Source organism: Exiguobacterium sp. 9-2 (genome assembly GCF_036287235.1).
GTDB lineage: Bacteria > Bacillota > Bacilli > Exiguobacteriales > Exiguobacteriaceae > Exiguobacterium_A.
On the sequence record NZ_CP142850.1, the window covers coordinates 337,672 to 354,138 of the forward strand.

17 protein-coding genes are annotated in these 16,467 nt (G+C 44.9%); 15 read left to right on the forward strand and 2 right to left on the reverse strand.

The genetic code is table 11. The annotated features are described in order from the left end of the window. The first annotated feature begins 182 nt into the window (after positions 1-182). From VJ374_RS01870 to VJ374_RS01920, 11 genes are all read left to right on the forward strand, one after another. A complete protein-coding gene (locus tag VJ374_RS01870; RefSeq protein ID WP_290786063.1) occupies positions 183-1,196 on the forward strand; it encodes a LacI family DNA-binding transcriptional regulator in 1,014 nt (337 codons plus the stop codon). Between the two features lie 189 nt (positions 1,197-1,385). Next, on the forward strand, positions 1,386-2,693 hold the full coding sequence (locus tag VJ374_RS01875; protein WP_329469941.1) for an ABC transporter substrate-binding protein: 1,308 nt from the start codon (positions 1,386-1,388) through the stop codon (positions 2,691-2,693). 58 nt (positions 2,694-2,751) lie between these two features. After that, the gene (locus tag VJ374_RS01880; protein ID WP_035411191.1) at positions 2,752-3,648 is read left to right on the forward strand and encodes a carbohydrate ABC transporter permease; all 897 of its coding nucleotides are present in this window, start codon (positions 2,752-2,754) and stop codon (positions 3,646-3,648) included. Positions 3,649-3,651: 3 nt separating this feature from the next. After that, the gene (locus tag VJ374_RS01885) at positions 3,652-4,575 is read left to right on the forward strand and encodes a carbohydrate ABC transporter permease (RefSeq protein WP_329469943.1); all 924 of its coding nucleotides are present in this window, start codon (positions 3,652-3,654) and stop codon (positions 4,573-4,575) included. A gap of 22 nt (positions 4,576-4,597) precedes the next feature. Further along, positions 4,598-5,944, forward strand: coding sequence for a GH1 family beta-glucosidase (locus VJ374_RS01890; protein WP_329469944.1), 1,347 nt, complete (start codon positions 4,598-4,600; stop codon positions 5,942-5,944). A 381-nt stretch (positions 5,945-6,325) separates the two neighbouring features. Continuing rightward, positions 6,326-6,799, forward strand: coding sequence for a hypothetical protein (locus tag VJ374_RS01895; RefSeq protein WP_290774492.1), 474 nt, complete (start codon positions 6,326-6,328; stop codon positions 6,797-6,799). A 113-nt stretch (positions 6,800-6,912) separates the two neighbouring features. Further along, positions 6,913-7,431: an RNA polymerase sigma factor SigV gene (locus tag VJ374_RS01900; RefSeq protein ID WP_329469945.1), complete on the forward strand. Its 519-nt coding sequence runs from the start codon at positions 6,913-6,915 to the stop codon at positions 7,429-7,431. After that, complete coding sequence (locus tag VJ374_RS01905) at positions 7,415-8,269, forward strand: anti-sigma-V factor RsiV (RefSeq protein WP_329469947.1); 855 nt, start codon at positions 7,415-7,417, stop codon at positions 8,267-8,269. Before VJ374_RS01900 ends, VJ374_RS01905 begins: the two co-directional genes overlap by 17 nt. Before the next feature lie 113 nt (positions 8,270-8,382). Further along, positions 8,383-8,679 carry an excalibur calcium-binding domain-containing protein gene (locus VJ374_RS01910; RefSeq protein WP_294744539.1) on the forward strand — a complete coding sequence of 99 codons (297 nt, stop codon included), beginning with the start codon at positions 8,383-8,385 and terminating at the stop codon, positions 8,677-8,679. Positions 8,680-9,164: 485 nt separating this feature from the next. Continuing rightward, the gene (locus tag VJ374_RS01915; protein ID WP_329469950.1) at positions 9,165-9,947 is read left to right on the forward strand and encodes a hypothetical protein; all 783 of its coding nucleotides are present in this window, start codon (positions 9,165-9,167) and stop codon (positions 9,945-9,947) included. A 13-nt stretch (positions 9,948-9,960) separates the two neighbouring features. Beyond that, the gene (locus VJ374_RS01920) at positions 9,961-10,143 is read left to right on the forward strand and encodes a hypothetical protein (protein ID WP_329469952.1); all 183 of its coding nucleotides are present in this window, start codon (positions 9,961-9,963) and stop codon (positions 10,141-10,143) included. Between the two features lie 80 nt (positions 10,144-10,223). On the opposite strand, the gene VJ374_RS01925 is transcribed toward VJ374_RS01920, so the two are convergent. Continuing rightward, positions 10,224-10,547 (reverse strand): thioredoxin family protein, encoded by a 324-nt coding sequence (locus VJ374_RS01925; protein ID WP_023466923.1) that lies wholly within the window; start codon positions 10,545-10,547, stop codon positions 10,224-10,226. A 299-nt stretch (positions 10,548-10,846) separates the two neighbouring features. Between VJ374_RS01925 and VJ374_RS01930 the strand changes: the two genes are divergently transcribed. Continuing rightward, the gene (locus tag VJ374_RS01930; RefSeq protein ID WP_053452503.1) at positions 10,847-11,716 is read left to right on the forward strand and encodes a cation diffusion facilitator family transporter; all 870 of its coding nucleotides are present in this window, start codon (positions 10,847-10,849) and stop codon (positions 11,714-11,716) included. A 44-nt stretch (positions 11,717-11,760) separates the two neighbouring features. On the opposite strand, the gene VJ374_RS01935 is transcribed toward VJ374_RS01930, so the two are convergent. Beyond that, the gene (locus VJ374_RS01935; RefSeq protein WP_329469955.1) at positions 11,761-12,102 is read right to left on the reverse strand and encodes an ASCH domain-containing protein; all 342 of its coding nucleotides are present in this window, start codon (positions 12,100-12,102) and stop codon (positions 11,761-11,763) included. Positions 12,103-12,257: 155 nt separating this feature from the next. Here VJ374_RS01935 and VJ374_RS01940 point away from each other — a divergent pair, with 155 nt between their 5' ends. Genes VJ374_RS01940 through VJ374_RS01950 form a run of 3 tightly spaced genes read left to right on the forward strand, consistent with a single transcriptional unit; the run spans position 12,258 to position 16,313 of the window. After that, positions 12,258-12,743: a MarR family winged helix-turn-helix transcriptional regulator gene (locus VJ374_RS01940; RefSeq protein WP_329469956.1), complete on the forward strand. Its 486-nt coding sequence runs from the start codon at positions 12,258-12,260 to the stop codon at positions 12,741-12,743. After that, on the forward strand, positions 12,736-14,460 hold the full coding sequence (locus tag VJ374_RS01945) for an ABC transporter ATP-binding protein (RefSeq protein WP_329469957.1): 1,725 nt from the start codon (positions 12,736-12,738) through the stop codon (positions 14,458-14,460). Before VJ374_RS01940 ends, VJ374_RS01945 begins: the two co-directional genes overlap by 8 nt. Continuing rightward, positions 14,457-16,313 carry an ABC transporter ATP-binding protein gene (locus tag VJ374_RS01950; protein WP_035411164.1) on the forward strand — a complete coding sequence of 619 codons (1,857 nt, stop codon included), beginning with the start codon at positions 14,457-14,459 and terminating at the stop codon, positions 16,311-16,313. Before VJ374_RS01945 ends, VJ374_RS01950 begins: the two co-directional genes overlap by 4 nt. The last annotated feature ends 154 nt before the right edge of the window (positions 16,314-16,467 follow it).

A 16,467-nucleotide genomic window follows, 5' to 3' on the forward strand; every position in this document is an offset into this window, starting at 1 on the left:
ATGTGTTTCTTTCAGTGTACCAAACATTCGTTCGTATAAAAAGAGTAGGTTGCTGATTTATTTAGTATAAATGATAACGGTTTCAATTTATCTGATTTTTATAAAAAATAGGTTGCAACTTCCAGAAAGACTTCGTATACTAAATTTATCGAAAGCGCTTTCGGTGAAATGGAGTGAGTAGTATGGGAACAATTTATGATTTAGCGAAGATGACTGGTTTTTCGATCACGACGGTCTCGAAAGCCTTAAATAATTATTCAGATGTCAGTGAAAAGACGAAAGCGAAGATCGTCCAGGCGGCAGCTGAGATGGGATACTTGCCGAATGCACATGCTCAATCGCTCTCGACAAAACGTTCGTGGACGATTGGTGTCATGTTTTCAGAAGCACATGGTGTCGGCATGATGCATCCGTTCTTTAATGCGATCATTGAAAGCTTCCGGAAAGCAACGGAGCAACAAGGTTATGATCTGATTTTTGCATCACGAAATTTACGTAATCGGGACATGAGTTACTTGGAGCACTTTCGGCACCGAGCAGTTGATGGCATTGTCGTCATCTGTTCGGACCAGTTGGATCTGCACGTTCAAGAATTGATTCAAAGTACGATTCCGATCGTTGTCGTTGATATGTACAGTCCGGATTGTAGCGTCGTCTATTCCGACAATATTACGGGTGGGCGACTAGCCGTCGAGCATCTATATGAATTAGGTCATCGCCGGATTGCGCATATCGCTGGCGATACGACGACGGATGCTGGTGCAGCAAGGATCGAAGGTTATAAACAAGCAATGACTCAGTTTGGTTTGCCGATTCCGGACGGCTATATTGCAAACGGTGGGTTGTTTTCCGGAGAAGAAGGAAAACGGGCGATGCAAGAATTGCTGGTGCTACCGGATCGACCGACTGCTGTCTTTGCGGCAGGGGACCAAATGGCAATCGGCGCTATTGAAGCGATTCATGAAGCTGGCTTACAGATTCCAACAGATATCTCACTCGTAGGCTACGATGATATCGAGATGGCGAAGTATATCACACCGAAGCTGACGACTGTTCGGCAAGATACGGAAACAATTGGTCAGCAAGCGGCTTCAGTCTTGATCGAACAGATTGTCGATAAACAGCGGATGACGACACAAGACGTCATTCCCGTCGAGTTGATCGTTCGTCATTCGACAGGTCCTGCACCTGAGTGACGTGCGACGATTTCGGAATCGCTCTCGCTGGTTGTCAGGGAGAAAACGCGAGAGCGATTCCGAAATTATTTTTACGGCAGTTACGAAAGGGCTTTCGATTATTTTCTTGTCATTTTCGAAAGCGCTTTCGGATTAAACGATTAAATTGAAACCGCTTACTTAAAAACTATTAAAAAAGGATGGGATGAAATGAAAAAGGCGTTCATTAGTGCAGTCACGATTGGTGCCATGACAGCAACTGTCTTAGCGGGATGTACGGGAAGTGGCGAAGACACTACAAGTGGTGGCAAAGAGGTCTTAAAGATTTGGTCATTTACGGATGAATTAAAAAAGCCAATCAAAAAATTTGAAGAAAAGAATGGCGTCAAAGTCGAATTGACGATCGTGCCAATGGCCGACTATCCGACGAAGTTGAAACCAGCTCTTGAAAGTGGCGTCGGAGCACCAGATATCTTCACGGGTGAAATCGCCTTCTTGAAACAATGGGTCGACGCTGGCTACTGGGCAAATTTATCCGAAAAGCCGTTTAATGCAGATGACGTCGCAAAAGACTACATTCCGTATGTATTTGACATGGGGAAAGATAAAGAAGGAAACGTGCGTGCGCTCTCTTGGCAAACGACGCCAGGAGGCATTTACTACAAACGAAGCATTGCGAAAAAAGTACTTGGAACAGACGACCCGAAAAAAATCGGCGGCATGATGAATTCAATGGATGGGGTGTTTGAAGTCGCCGATAAAATGAAGCAAAAAGGCTATAAAATGTTCCCAGATGAAGGATCGATTCGTTGGTTCGTGCAAGGCAATGATCCACAACCATGGGTCAACGACAAGCAGGAGCTCGTCTTGACCGATGCGCGAAAAGAATATATGGACTACGCAAAAGAACTCCGTACGAAACAATATACTGCCCTTGCACCGGAATGGTCACCATCGTGGTACGCCGGCATGGATAAACCAGTCAAAGTCAAAGAGAATGGCAAAGAAATTCAGACAGAGGTCTTCTCGTATGTGTTACCGACTTGGGGACTGCATAGCGTCTTGAAGGAAAACGTGAAAAAATCCGCAGGAGACTGGGCTGTCACGAGCGGACCGAGTCCTTACTTCTGGGGCGGAACATGGTTAGGCGTCTACAAAGATTCGGAAAAACAAAAACTCGCGTATGATTTCGTCAAAATGATGACGCAGGACGAAGAATTCTTGACAGATTGGGCAAAGGAAACGGGTGACGTCTTAGCATTCAAGCCAGTCACGGATAAAATCAAGACTAACTTTAAAGAAGATTTCTTGGATGGACAGAACAACTACGAATTTTTCTTAAAGCAAGCAGACCAAATCAAACCAGGCATCGTTACGAAGTATGATCAACAACTTGACACGCTCTATGGAGCTGCCGTGACAGAGTATGTTCGCGGAAAAAAATCAAAGGACGAAGCTCTTACGGAATTCTATAAAAAAGTCAAAAACGCGTACCCTGATGTAAAAGTACCCGAATAACGAGCAGGTGGGGCGCATCCTGCCTCACCTTTTCTCATGGAAGAAAGGAGCTTAACCTGTGAAAAAAATCGATCGCACTGGGTATCTCTTCATCGCACCGTTTTGGATCGTCTTCCTGATCTTCAGTATTTATCCGGTCGCCCTGACATTCTATTACAGCTTTACGAACTATACGGGGGCTGAAGGGGAACAAGTCGTTGGTCTTGCGAACTATACTCGGCTATTGAGTGACAGTTACTTCATCGAAGCGTTCTTTAACACGATCAAGATTTGGGCTGTCAACTTTACCTTACAAATTGGCGGAGCATTGTTGCTTGCATTGCTGTTCTCCGACCTCCAATTGAAATTGAAGGGGCTCGCGTTCTTCCGAGCGACCTTTTATCTGCCGAACTTGATTACGATCAGCTCCGTGGCGTTACTGTTTGGAATCTTGCTCGACTGGCAACATGGCTCGCTCAACATGATGTTGATGAAGATCGGTATCATTTCAGAGCCAATCAACTGGTTAACACAACCTGTCACAGCACAAGTATCTGTTTCACTCATCCTGACATGGATGTGGCTCGGTCACTCGTTCATCGTCGTCATGGCAGGCGTGTCTGGCATCTCGAAAGATTATTTTGAAGCGGCCTTGATTGACGGAGCGACCCGATGGCAAATTTTTTCTCGAATCACTTTGCCGCTGCTCAAGCCAATCTTATTGTATATCATGATCACCTCACTGATCGGTGGTTTGCAATTGTTCGACCTGCCGATGCTGATCACAGATGGAATCGGGGCGCCGGACGGGGCACTGAATACGATGGTGCTGTATCTCTATAACCAGGCATTCAAATACAACAACTATGGCTATGCTGCAGCTGTCGCTTATGGGTTGTTTGCCATCACTCTTGTTTTTTCAATCATCGTCTTCAAAGGGATGTTCCGAAAAGAACGTTCACCGAAAGGAGCCTGACCGATGGAACGAAATGCAGAAGCACGCCGGCTCGTGCCACAAACGGAAGAACAACCAGAACGCTCGGAGCATCCGCTTCGATTGCCGCCGCCTCCAAAACGGAAAAAACCATGGCTTGGAAAAACGATCATTTACCTCGCATTGATTGCCTTGACGATTGCCTGCATCATTCCATTCTTGATGATGATCGTCAACGCAACCCGGTCAAATGAAGAAGTCCTGTCCGGCTTTTCTTTGATCCCGGGCAACTCGCTTGCTGACAACTACGCGGCGTTGAGTTCGTACGTCAATATCTGGTCCGGCTTTAAAAACAGCTTGATCATTGCTGTACTCGTGACCGTCTTGTCGGGATACTTTTCCGCCTTGACCGCATTCGGTTTTGCATTCTATCAATTCAAAGGAAAAAATGTCTTGTTCGTGTTCATGCTGATCATGATGATGATTCCAGGACAGCTCGGATTGATCGGTTTTTATGAGCTCAGCAAAAACTTAGGATTGCTCGATAGCTTCATTCCGCTCATCGTACCGGCTATTGCTAGCCCGTTCACCGTGTTCTTCATCCGGCAGTACGTCCAGACGGTCCTCCATCCGAGTTTGATTGAAGCAGCACGTATCGATGGAGCAAGCGAATGGCGGATCTTCCATACGATCGCCTTACCGATGATGATGCCCGCGATTGCGACGATGTCGATCTTCACCTTCATCGGTTCTTGGAATAACTACATCATGCCGCTCGTCTTACTCTTCTCGCCAGAAAAGTATACGCTCCCGGTCTTGATGGGATTCTTGAAAGGTTCACAAGTCGCAGAGAACTTAGGGTCACTGTATCTCGGCATCGCGATTTCCGTCGTGCCGATCATGATCGCTTTCTTGTTCCTCTCGAAGTATATCGTTAGCAGTATCTCGGCTGGTGCCGTCAAAGAATAATTCGTCAAAGGAGATGACATACATGAAATTTGCACCAAACTTTGTATTCGGAACAGCCACATCGTCGTATCAAATCGAGGGCGCTTACAACGAAGACGGACGGACGCCTTCCATCTGGGATGCGTTTTGCGCAGAAGATGGCAAGGTCTTCAACTGGCAAAACGGTAACGTCGCTTGTGATCATTACCATCGTTATGAAGAGGACATCGCCCATATTAAGAAGCTTGGCGTCGATACGTATCGCTTCTCGATTGCCTGGCCACGGATTTTTCCGCAAAAAGGAATTTATAATCCTGAAGGCATGGCGTTTTATAAGCAGCTTGCAACACGCTTGCGCGAAGAGGGCATTAAGCCGGCTGTCACACTGTATCATTGGGATTTGCCACTCTGGGCACACGAAGAAGGCGGCTGGGTCAACCGAGAATCGGTCGACTGGTTCCTTGATTTTGCACGGGCATGTTTTACGGAGCTTGACGAAGTCGTCGACTCTTGGATTACGCACAATGAGCCGTGGTGTGCTGGGTTCCTCAGCTATCACATCGGGGAACATGCACCCGGTCATACTGATCTAAACGAAGCCGTTCATGCGGTGCATCATTTGCTCTTATCTCACGGAAAAGCAGTCGAAATGCTGAAGGAAGAGATGAAATCGACGACACCGATCGGCATTACACTCAATCTGGCGCCTAAATATGCAAAGACAGATTCGGTCAATGATCGGTTAGCGATGAATAATGCAGACGGCTATGCGAATCGTTGGTTCCTTGATCCGGTCTTTAAGGGGCATTATCCGGTCGACATGATGAATCTTTTCTCAAAATATGTCCATTCGTTTGCTTTCATCCAGGAAGGGGACATGGAAACGATTGCTGTACCGTGTGACTTCCTCGGGATTAATTTCTATAGCCGCAACCTCGTCGAATTCAGCGCAGCAAATGATTTTCTACAAAAAGCTGCGTATTCTGACTACGACAGAACCGCGATGGGATGGGACATTGCACCGAACGCATTCAAGGACTTAATTCGCCGATTGCGGGCGGAATATACAGATTTACCGATCTATATTACAGAAAACGGAGCCGCATTTGACGATGAGCTGATTGAAGGACGGGTCGCCGACCAAAACCGAATCGATTATGTTGCGCAACACTTGCAAGCAATCTCGGATTTGAATGAAGAAGGCATGAATATTGATGGCTACTACTTATGGTCGCTTCTTGACAACTTCGAGTGGAGCTTCGGTTACGAAAAACGCTTCGGAATCCTGTATGTCGATTTCGAGACACAGGAACGAATTTGGAAGGACAGTGCTCATTGGTATGCGAACGTGATCAAGCAACATAAAGCTACGCTTCCCCAAAGCGTATAAGGAAAAGAGGCTGACTCAAAAAAAGAATGACGCGTCTTTTCACGCCCTTTCCTCAGGCGAGACACAAGCCAGTTTTCCTGCTTCATTCAAGCAGGAAATCGGGTCTTGTTTGTCTCTGACAGCGCATAATGCGCTTTTTCCTGTAGGAGTGGCGTGTGACGCGTCATTCTTTTTGTTAAAAGATAAGGGTGGCAGATCATCATTCTGCCACCCTTATCTTTGTAGAGACTGACTTTTGAGTCAGCCCCTTTTGCCCGGATTAAATAAAAAAATCAATAGAAATAGGGTGAAAAAATGTGTAAAAGAAAAAGGATTAAAACCCATCATATGGAATGTAAAGTGTAGAGGTGACATCTATTCGTTTTCAGGGGAGGAAACGTCATGCGTCAGAGGGACTTACCGTATCGGTTCATCTTTATTTTAGGTTTACTTGTCATGATTGGAATTAACGGATGGTCCGCCATGCTCCATCCGGACGGAACGATTAACGGATGGCAAAGCATTGCCTCCGTTGTCTGGCTTATTGGTTTAGTCGGGTCTCTATTCTATATCAAAGAAGATAAAGCACTTCGACTTATGGTCTGGTATATCCGGATTGGTCTCGTTGCGGCGTTATTCATCTACGGTGTTTCGTTACTTGAAGGCGCGTTTTCTGAGACGATTTGGTTTGATGGGCTTGCGAGTGTTCAGTTCATATTCTATTTCCTCTTCGTCATCCCATTGTTTGGATTAAATGCCTGGACGGATGTTCTGTTTGGTGAGTTTTCGTTATACATGAGTGTTCTGTACGGTATCGCCTTGATCACGCTTCACGTAAAAGTCTGGAATGATGCATCACGACATTTAAATTATTGATTCAAAAAGGTGACCTTGTGTCGCCTTTTTTTGTTGTGCGTCAACTTTTTTCTCGACTCGCCCGTCTTAATGATGTATACACAGAACGATATCGAAAAAAGGAGCCGCGGCCTATGACCTCTCGCCAAATGAGAAAACGGGAACGAGCATTCGTCCGTTTTTTAAAGCAATACAAACCGAATCTCTACTGGTTAGCCTACAGTTATATGAAAAATGAACAGGATAGTCTGGATGTCATTCAGGACAGCATCCAAAAAGCGTTACAATCACTCGACCGACTCGAGGATGATGAACGGATGAAAGCCTGGTTCTATCAGATTTTGACACGAACAGCGATCGATGCGATCCGGAAACGTCAGCATAGTATCAGTTACGACACGGAGCGACTGATCGAACTTGTCGCGACGAAAGAAGATACATACCCGGATTCCGATTTACGACAGGCGCTAGAGGAGCTGCCTGTCATGTACCGGGAAGTCGTTATCTTACACTATTTCGAAGACTTGATCTTAAAAGATGTCGCGACGATTTTAGAGCTGAACCTAAGTACGACCAAGTCTCGCCTCTATAAAGGGTTGACCTTACTGAAAATGAAATTGAATGGAGATGATCTAGATGTCAAACAAACTTGATGATCTGAAACAGGCTTACCAACAACCACCGGTCCCAAAAGAACTCGATGAAATGATTGCCCGAGTCGAGCGTCGAACTCGTCCTTCGCGGACGAAGCAATCCGTGTTGATTACAGCGGCCGCCATCACGTTATTCATTGGCGGATTAAATAGTAATGCGTCGTTTGCGGACGCGATGGCGAAGGTGCCGGTCTTCGGTCAACTGACTGAGATCGTGACGATCGACTGGAAAGAGATGAAGACACAACAGTCGGCTGATATTAAAGCACCCCAAGTGACGTTACCGGACAAAGCGCTCGAGCAACAGCTGAATGAAAAGTATATCGCGGAAGGACAAGCGTTATATGAAAAGTTCAAACAAGAGACGCACGGACAAGAGGGAGTATTTGCGATCGATAGCCGATACGACATCAAGACGGATACGGACGACCTGTTGTCGATTGGTCGAATCGTCACGGAGACACGGGCAAGTGCATCGGAAAGCGTCCAGTACGATACGATTGATAAGAAGCAACAGCTTGTCCTGACGTTACCATCCTTGTTCAAGAATGACAGATATATCACGACGATCAGTGATTATCTAAAAGAAGAAATGCGTCGGCAAATGAAGGCAGACGAAGGGAAAGTCTACTTTGTCGAAGGAACACCAGATGTACCGGAGAGCGAACAGTTCAAGCGCATTTCCGCGAAGCAAAATTTCTATATTACAACAGACCACAAATTAGTCCTGTCGTTTGATGAGTACAGCATCGCTCCAGGATATATGGGCATCGTTGAATTTAAGATCCCGACTTCAATCTTAAAAGACGACCTCGTCAGCTCATCCTATATTCGTTGATTGTCAGATTTTAAAAATCATTGACGTAAAAATGAAAAAGGGAACAATTTCTAAAAATGACCTCTTATAATCAAAAGACGAATCGTTGTTTTTTGAAAAAAGGAGGAATCCCTATGAAAAAATGGAGTCGGCTCGTACTAGCGGGTGTCGTCAGTCTTGCCTTGATCCATGTTCCGGCAGCCAGTGAAGCGGCAACGAAAGCAAAAGCCTTTTCCAGTTGTGCAGAAATGCAAAAGACGTATAAAGGCGGTGTCGCGAAAAAAGCGGGTCTAAAGAATCGGACCGGGTATGACAAGAATGGAAAACCGATCTACAAAGCAACAAAGTACAAGGCATACGTGAGTCTTGCGACGTATAACTTAAACACGAAAAGAGACCGGGATAAAGACGGCATCGCGTGTGAACGTTAAGTCAGAAAACTCACGCCTAACTCAGTTCGACGAACAAAAACTCATATTAAGTAATAACGTATCCTGGTATGCGAAAAGTATATGTTTGATTGTGAAGTTGAAAAAAGAATTTATGTATATTGATTTAGAGCCTGAAAAGTAGACTTGAGAAAAGTACACTTCTCAGGTTTTTTTTATTTATAATAATTCAACTTATATGAAATATCATTTTAAATAAATCATTAATTTTTCTCAAAAAAGACGTGTGTCGATTTTTACGATAGATTTTAAATGACTTTAGCTAACTTAAAAACGGAGCATTTTAAGTAATTATTTAAATTAAACAAATAATTTTCAGTTAATTTCAAAAATGTAAGGTTTTAAAATAGGAGATTTAAAGGATTTTTTTTTCTATATATGTTAATTTTATGTTGTGTAAAATATTAGAAAAGGGTGATTTTATGAAAAAAAAGATATTTACTTCTATTAGTACAACAATCTTAATGATGAATTTTGTAAATGTAAACGCTCAAGGATTAACAGAAAATTCAGATGATCATAATGTGAAAACCTTGGAACTAGCAGAAGCACATTTAAGTGAGACTGGAGAAAACCTTAGTGATTTTATTAAAGAGAAGGAAACAAACATCAACACTGAAGATGTAAAACATTTCTTTGAGAAACAAGAAGAAGTTTCTCCAGAATCATTACAAGCTTTACAAGATAAAGTCGAAAAAGAAACAACTTTGTTAAAAAAAATCGGGAAATCTGATGAAGAAATAGCAGATTCACTAATTGAAAAAGAATACAATATTGATGAAAAAAAAGTAACTTTATACAAAAACGGAATGTACTCTATAGAAGAGTCAAATCCTAGTTCTGAAGAAGAATCTAACGAGAATCCTGATATTCAATCATTTTCTAGCTTAGCTAAATCCTCTAAAAAAAGTGTTCCCGGATCAAATACAAAATCTTATTATTCTATTGCAAATATAAAGTTATTTACAGTATCAGTTAGTGCTAAGTTTTACTATAATGGTGCAAAAGCATGGTATCGATCTGGATTAGACGGTTATAGTAAACGTGGTACTTTATCTGTATGGCAAGTAACTAATTTTAAAACAGCTAGAGAATCAGATGGAACTTCTTATGTAGCTACAGCTTCTGGTAACTTTAGCTACGGTTTTTCTTATAAGGGAGTTGGGATTAATATTAAAGAAGTGTATATCAAGCATGAAGTTAGATGTACCAAAAATGGTAACATAAAAAAAGGATATGTATTTAGATAAGGAGTGACTAAAAATGATGCGCAAATTAGACTATATAATTTTTTTCGTATTATTTCTTGTTTTGAATGCAATTAATTTTTTGGGAATACCTAGTTTAAAAGAAATAATGGCTATCATTGTCGTAGCTCTAATCGAAGCAGCTATAGCTGGAACGATTACGAATCTGTTCACCCGTATCTTTTTTAAGAAAAGTTGAGACGGATTGAAGTAGCATTTCAAATCAGATCGATACATAAAAAAAAATAACCTGACGCTGCGGCGTCAGGTTATTTTTGCTTAGTTGAAGTTTTGCTTTAAGAATGCTGTAACTTCTTCTGGTGTTTTGGCATTTGCACTGTGCAAGTGCGCTAATTTTTCATTGTTTTTAAAGACGAGCAAGCTTGGGATTCCCATGACATCATGGTTCGATGCGATTTCAGGGAACTCATCCTTGTCGATCGTATGGATTGGTAAGTGGTCGAATTGTGACTCGACGTCCGGCATGAAGTAATCCATCCGTTTGCAGTCTGGGCACCAGTCTGCTTCAAACTTAATGATGACCGGTGCATCACTTGAAATCAATTCCTTGAATGTTTCTTCACTCTTAATGAATTCTGCCATTGTGAGAACTCCTCCTCTTGGTGTTGTACCTTTAGTCTACCGATTCCCTTCAGAACTTGCACGAATTATGTTCGTCAAAGAGTCTGACAAGTCAAAAAAGTTGGTTTCTCTTTAAGATAAAGCTACCGATTTTTTTCAAAAGAGCCACATGAACCAATTAAATTCAGTTTGGTATAGGGAAACATTATTGCGTATTTATTAATTACCTAGTTTGAAACAAAATGATTTCTCTAGACCCACTCGATTTCCGACTGGTACGATGAGGTTTGCTAATCGCAGAGAAAGTGGGGGCGACGAGAATGGAACAACAAAAATACGATAATCTAAAACGCGGCGAACGCGGTGCGATGATCAGTATTGCAGCCTATATCTTGTTATCATCTTTAAAATTAATCATTGGTTATACAGCAGATTCCGCCGCACTCCGGGCGGACGGTTTGAACAACGCGACGGACATCATCGCGTCGATTGCCGTCTTAATCGGCTTACGGATCTCACAACGTCCGGCAGATGACGATCACAAGTACGGACACTGGAAAAGTGAGACGATTGCCTCGCTCGTAGCTTCCTTCATCATGATGGCAGTCGGTCTCCAAGTCTTGATCGATACGATCTCGACGTTATTCGAAGGCAAGCAGGAATCGCCTGATGTTCTTGCAGCGTACGTCGGAATTGGTTCAGCTCTCGTGATGTACTTCGTCTATCGTTACAATAAGAAGTTATCCGAGGAGATTGAAAGCAAAGCCGTCATGGCGGCAGCGAAAGATAATCTATCCGATGCTTGGGTCAGTGTCGGGACGACAATCGGGATCGTCGGATCACAGTTCGGCATGCCCTGGCTTGATGTCGTGACAGCGATCATCGTCGGCTTCTTGATCTGTAAGACGGCGTGGGATATCTTCACGGAAGCGTCACACGAACTGACAGATGGCTTTGATGAGAAGAAACTGAAAATGTACGAAGATGTCATTTTCGATCTCGAAGGTGTCAAAGGCATCAAATCGATCAAAGGACGTAACTACGGCAACAATGAAGTCGTTGATGTCGTCATCCTCGTCAACTCCACCTTGAATATCCATCAAGCGCACGATATTGCGACACGTGTTGAGGATACGCTGACGGAAGAATACGGAGTTTATGATATCCATGTTCACGTCGAACCCGAATGAATTCAAAAACGTCTTTTCTACGCTGACTGTAGAAAAGACGTTTTTTATGGCAATAACTCGATATGAAGAGCCAGTGTTCCGTACTGTTGCTCGGCTTCTGGTGAATAGATCGTATACGTAGATGTTACGAGTTCATCGATCGACCAACCGACGCAGTCGATGGATTCCTGTGATACGTGTTCATACAGTGCTTGAAAATCTTGAAATGTCTCCCGTTTCGTCACCTGGACGAGTAGCGTCTCGTTCGTCTCCGTATGCGTGAACTGAATCTGATCACCGACTTGTACTTGTTGGCGTTTCAGATCATTGAGTCGAATTTCGACCGTTTTCAGCCGTTGTTCAATCGAACGAAACGGTACTTCATATAATCCCATCTCATGTCTCATCTATCTCCACTCCTTCTCTACAAAAGCATAGCAAAACTATGTGATTTTTCACATCGCCTTTTCGTTGACAACCAGGAATAATCAGCGTATTTTAATTCATATAAGTAATTGTTCCTTTTGGAACGATTTGAAATGGAACAAGGAGGCGAAACAGGATGGAGCAAACGGAAACGGTTCGTTCAACGGCGATGATGCAGTCGTTTTGGAATGTACAACGACATCTCGTTCGAGCAGCACACCAGACGGCGCAGGAAAACGGACTCAGTTTACCTCAATTTCATAGCTTGATGACGATTGCGCCACGTGGACCGATTTCGCAAAAAGCACTCGCGACACATACGCATTTACCAAAGAGCACACTGAGTCAGTCGATTGAGGGCCTCGTTCAGTCCGGTTGGGTCATTCGGGAGACGAATCCTGAAAATCGACGAGAAGTCGTCCTATCGCTTAGTGATCAAGGACAACAATTCGTGACGGAGATTCAAGAACAAGAGAAGGGAATGCAACGTCAACTCGAACAGGTCCTAAAGACGATTGATCAAGAGGTATTCGAACAGATGCTTGCGACGCATGCTCAGATTGCAGAAGGCATCGGACGTATCTTACAGCCAGAAATGAAAGGAGGATGCTCGGATGATTAAGTTACTCAAACGATTGACGGCGTATAAATGGGCAGTACTCGCGGTGCTCGTCTTGGTTTTCGCACAATCAATGTCTGATCTCTATTTGCCGACACTAATGGCGGACATCATCGATAAAGGCGTCGTTACCGGCGATACCGCGTATATCTGGAAAATTGGTGCCGTCATGCTCGGGATAACCGGTGTCGGGGCGTTAGCTGCCGTTGCCGCCAGTTATTATTCATCGAAGGCGTCGATGGGACTCGGACGGGATATCCGTCGCCAAGTCTTCAACCATGTTGAACGGTTCTCCCTGCAAGAGTTCGACCAAGTCGGAACGGCGTCATTGATCACGCGGACGACGAACGACATCACGCAAGTCCAACAAGTCGTCATCATGATGTTACGGATGGTCGTCAGTGCACCGATCATGTTCATCGGTGGATTGATCATGGCCGTCTCAAAAGATGCCAAACTCTCACTCGTCATCGTCGCGGCGATGCCGGTCCTTGTGATTTCAATCCTGTTGATTTTGTGGAAAGGGGTTCCGTTGTTTGGGAAAGTTCAAAAGCGACTCGACCGTCTGAACCTCGTCTTGCGGGAGAACTTGACCGGGATCCGTGTCATCCGTGCCTTTAACCGGGAACGTGATGAACAAGTGCGATTGACAAAAGCGAACGCGGATTTGACAGAAGTCTCGATCAAGGTCAATAAAATCATGGCGTTCTTGATGCCAGTGATGATGCTCGTCATGAACTTGACGGTCGTCGGTGTCATTTGGTTCGGGGGCATCCGGATCGATAATGGCGGCATGCAGATCGGGGATTTGATGGCGTTCATCCAGTACGTCATGCAAATCATGTTCGCTCTCGTCATGGCTTCAGTCATGTTCGTCATGATTCCGCGGGCAGCCGTCTCGGCGAAACGGATCAATGAAGTCCTCGAGATGACACCAACAATGACAGATGAGGGAACACAAACCGCTGACCGTGAAAAAGGAACGCTCGTCTTTGATCGTGTCACGTTCCGTTACCCAGGAGCTGAGACACCCGTTTTATCCGATATTAGTTTTACGGCACGACCAGGTGAAGTGACGGCTGTGATCGGTGGGACCGGTTCTGGTAAATCAACGCTCGTCAATTTGATTCCCCGTTTTTATGACGTAACAGAAGGGAGCATTCGCGTCAATGGCGTTAATAGCCAGGACGTACCGCAAGAGGAACTGCGGTCGAAAATCGGCTTCGTTCCCCAAAAGGCGTTACTGTTCACAGGTACGATTGCCGAAAACATTCGTTTCGGGAAAGAGGACGCGATAGATGAAGAGGTCGCGCATGCAGCGCACATCGCGCAAGCGACGGACTTTATCGAACGGATGCCGGATGGTTACAATGCGCGGATCGAACAAGGCGGATCGAACGTCTCTGGTGGGCAAAAACAACGGTTGTCGATTGCTCGGGCCCTCGTTCGTCGACCAGATCTATATGTCTTTGATGACAGTTTTTCAGCGCTCGACTTCAAGACCGATGCGGCTCTTCGGAAAGCGTTACGGGAAGAAACACGCGAAGCGACGGTCTTGATCGTTGCTCAACGTGTCAGTACCGTCATCGATGCCGATCAAATCATCGTCCTTGATGAAGGGAAAGTCGCTGGAATCGGCACGCACGACGAGTTGTTTGCGAGCAACGCCGTCTATCAGGAAATCGTTAAGTCACAACTATCAGAGGAGGAAATCGCATGAGTGAGAAGAAACGACCTGCCGGCGGTCCTCCGCCTGGTGGTCCCGGTGGCGGAAATATGATGATGCTTGGTGAAAAACCAAAGGATTTCAAAGCAACGTTCCGACGCCTGCTTCGGTATCTGCGTCCGCGTCGGACGGCACTGATCGGTGTCTTTTTAGCAGCGATCCTCAGTACAGTCTTCATGATTGCCGGTCCGAAAATCATGGGAACGGCGATCACGGAATTGTTTGAAGGTGCGTATGCGAAATTCCAAGGTGTACCAGGAGCAGAAATTGATTTCACGAAAATCGGACAGATCCTCTTGTGGCTCGCTGGACTTTATATCATCAGTAGTCTGTTCAATTACTTGCAACAGTATTTGATGTCGGGCATCGCTCAAAAAACAGTCTACGATTTACGTGAGGACGTCAATCATAAACTCGAACGCTTGCCATTAAAATACTATGATGGTCGTCCGAACGGGGAGACACTCAGCCGCGTGACGAACGACATCGATACGATCGGGAGTACGTTACAACAAAGTGTGACATCATTCATCACGTCGATCGTGACAATCGTCGGGATTTTAATCATGATGCTGACGATTAGTCCATTGTTAACACTGATTTCACTTGTCTCGTTGCCGGTCTCGATTTTTGCGATTCGTCCGATTTTGAAACGATCCCAAAAATACTTTGCCGATCAACAACGGACACTCGGTCAGTTGAACGGACACGTCGAAGAGATGTATACCGGACACTCTGTCGTCAAGGCGTTCGGACATGAACGCAAAGCGGTCGAGCAGTTCGATGCCGTCAACGAGGAGTTGTATGAAGCAGGACGTAAAGCACAGTTCATCTCCGGGATCATCATGCCGATGATGATGTTCATCGGGAATATCAGTTACGTTCTGATCAGTATCGTCGGCGGGATTCTCGTCACGCAACGGGCGATCTCGATCGGGGATATCCAAGCGTTCATCACCTATACACGCCAGTTCACGCAACCAATCACACAAACGGCGAACATCGCGAACATCGTCCAATCGACGGTCGCAGCAGCGGAACGTGTCTTCGAATTACTGGACGAAGAAGAAGAGATCAAGGAAGTGACGACGCATCGTCTTGCGCAGGCTGAAGGAGCCGTTGCATTCGAACACGTTGATTTTGGTTACGGAAACGATCTCTTGATCGAGGATATGAACATTGATGTCGCACCGGGACAAACCGTCGCGATCGTTGGACCGACGGGTGCCGGTAAGACGACGATGATCAATCTATTGATGCGCTTTTATGAATTAAACGGCGGGACGATTCGAATTGACGGTATCGATACCCGTGAGATGTCACGCGAAGACTTACGGACGACGTTCGGTATGGTCTTACAAGATACGTGGCTCTTCAACGGTACGATCCGAGACAATCTTGCTTACGGTAAAAATGGAGCAACCGAAGAAGAGATTGTCGCGGCAGCGAAGACCGCACATGCTGATCATTTCATCCGGACATTGCCGGACGGGTATGATACCGTCTTGAATGAGGAAGCTTCGAACATCTCGCAAGGTCAGAAACAGTTGTTGACGATTGCTCGGGCAGTTCTTGCCGATCCTCCGATCATGATCCTTGATGAAGCGACTTCTAGTGTGGATACACGGACGGAGGTCTTCATCCAGCAAGCAATGCGACGGTTGATGGAAGGACGGACGAGTTTCGTCATTGCTCACCGTCTGTCGACGATCAAAGATGCTGATTTGATTCTCGTCATGAATCAAGGGCGTGTCATCGAACAAGGTACTCATAAGGAATTACTCGAGGCAGATGGATTTTATGCGGATCTGTACAATAGCCAATTCTCTGAAAAAGAAGTCGTATGATATAAGGCAGTGTCGTCATGTAGACGATGCTGCTTTTTTTTAGAAACGATTATTGTAAATGTGTATTTTCACATACCGTAGTTATCCAATTTCTTGTAGGAAAAACAAGAAACGCCACATTCTGGTACAGGTAAGGGTTTAACAAATCCTTTAG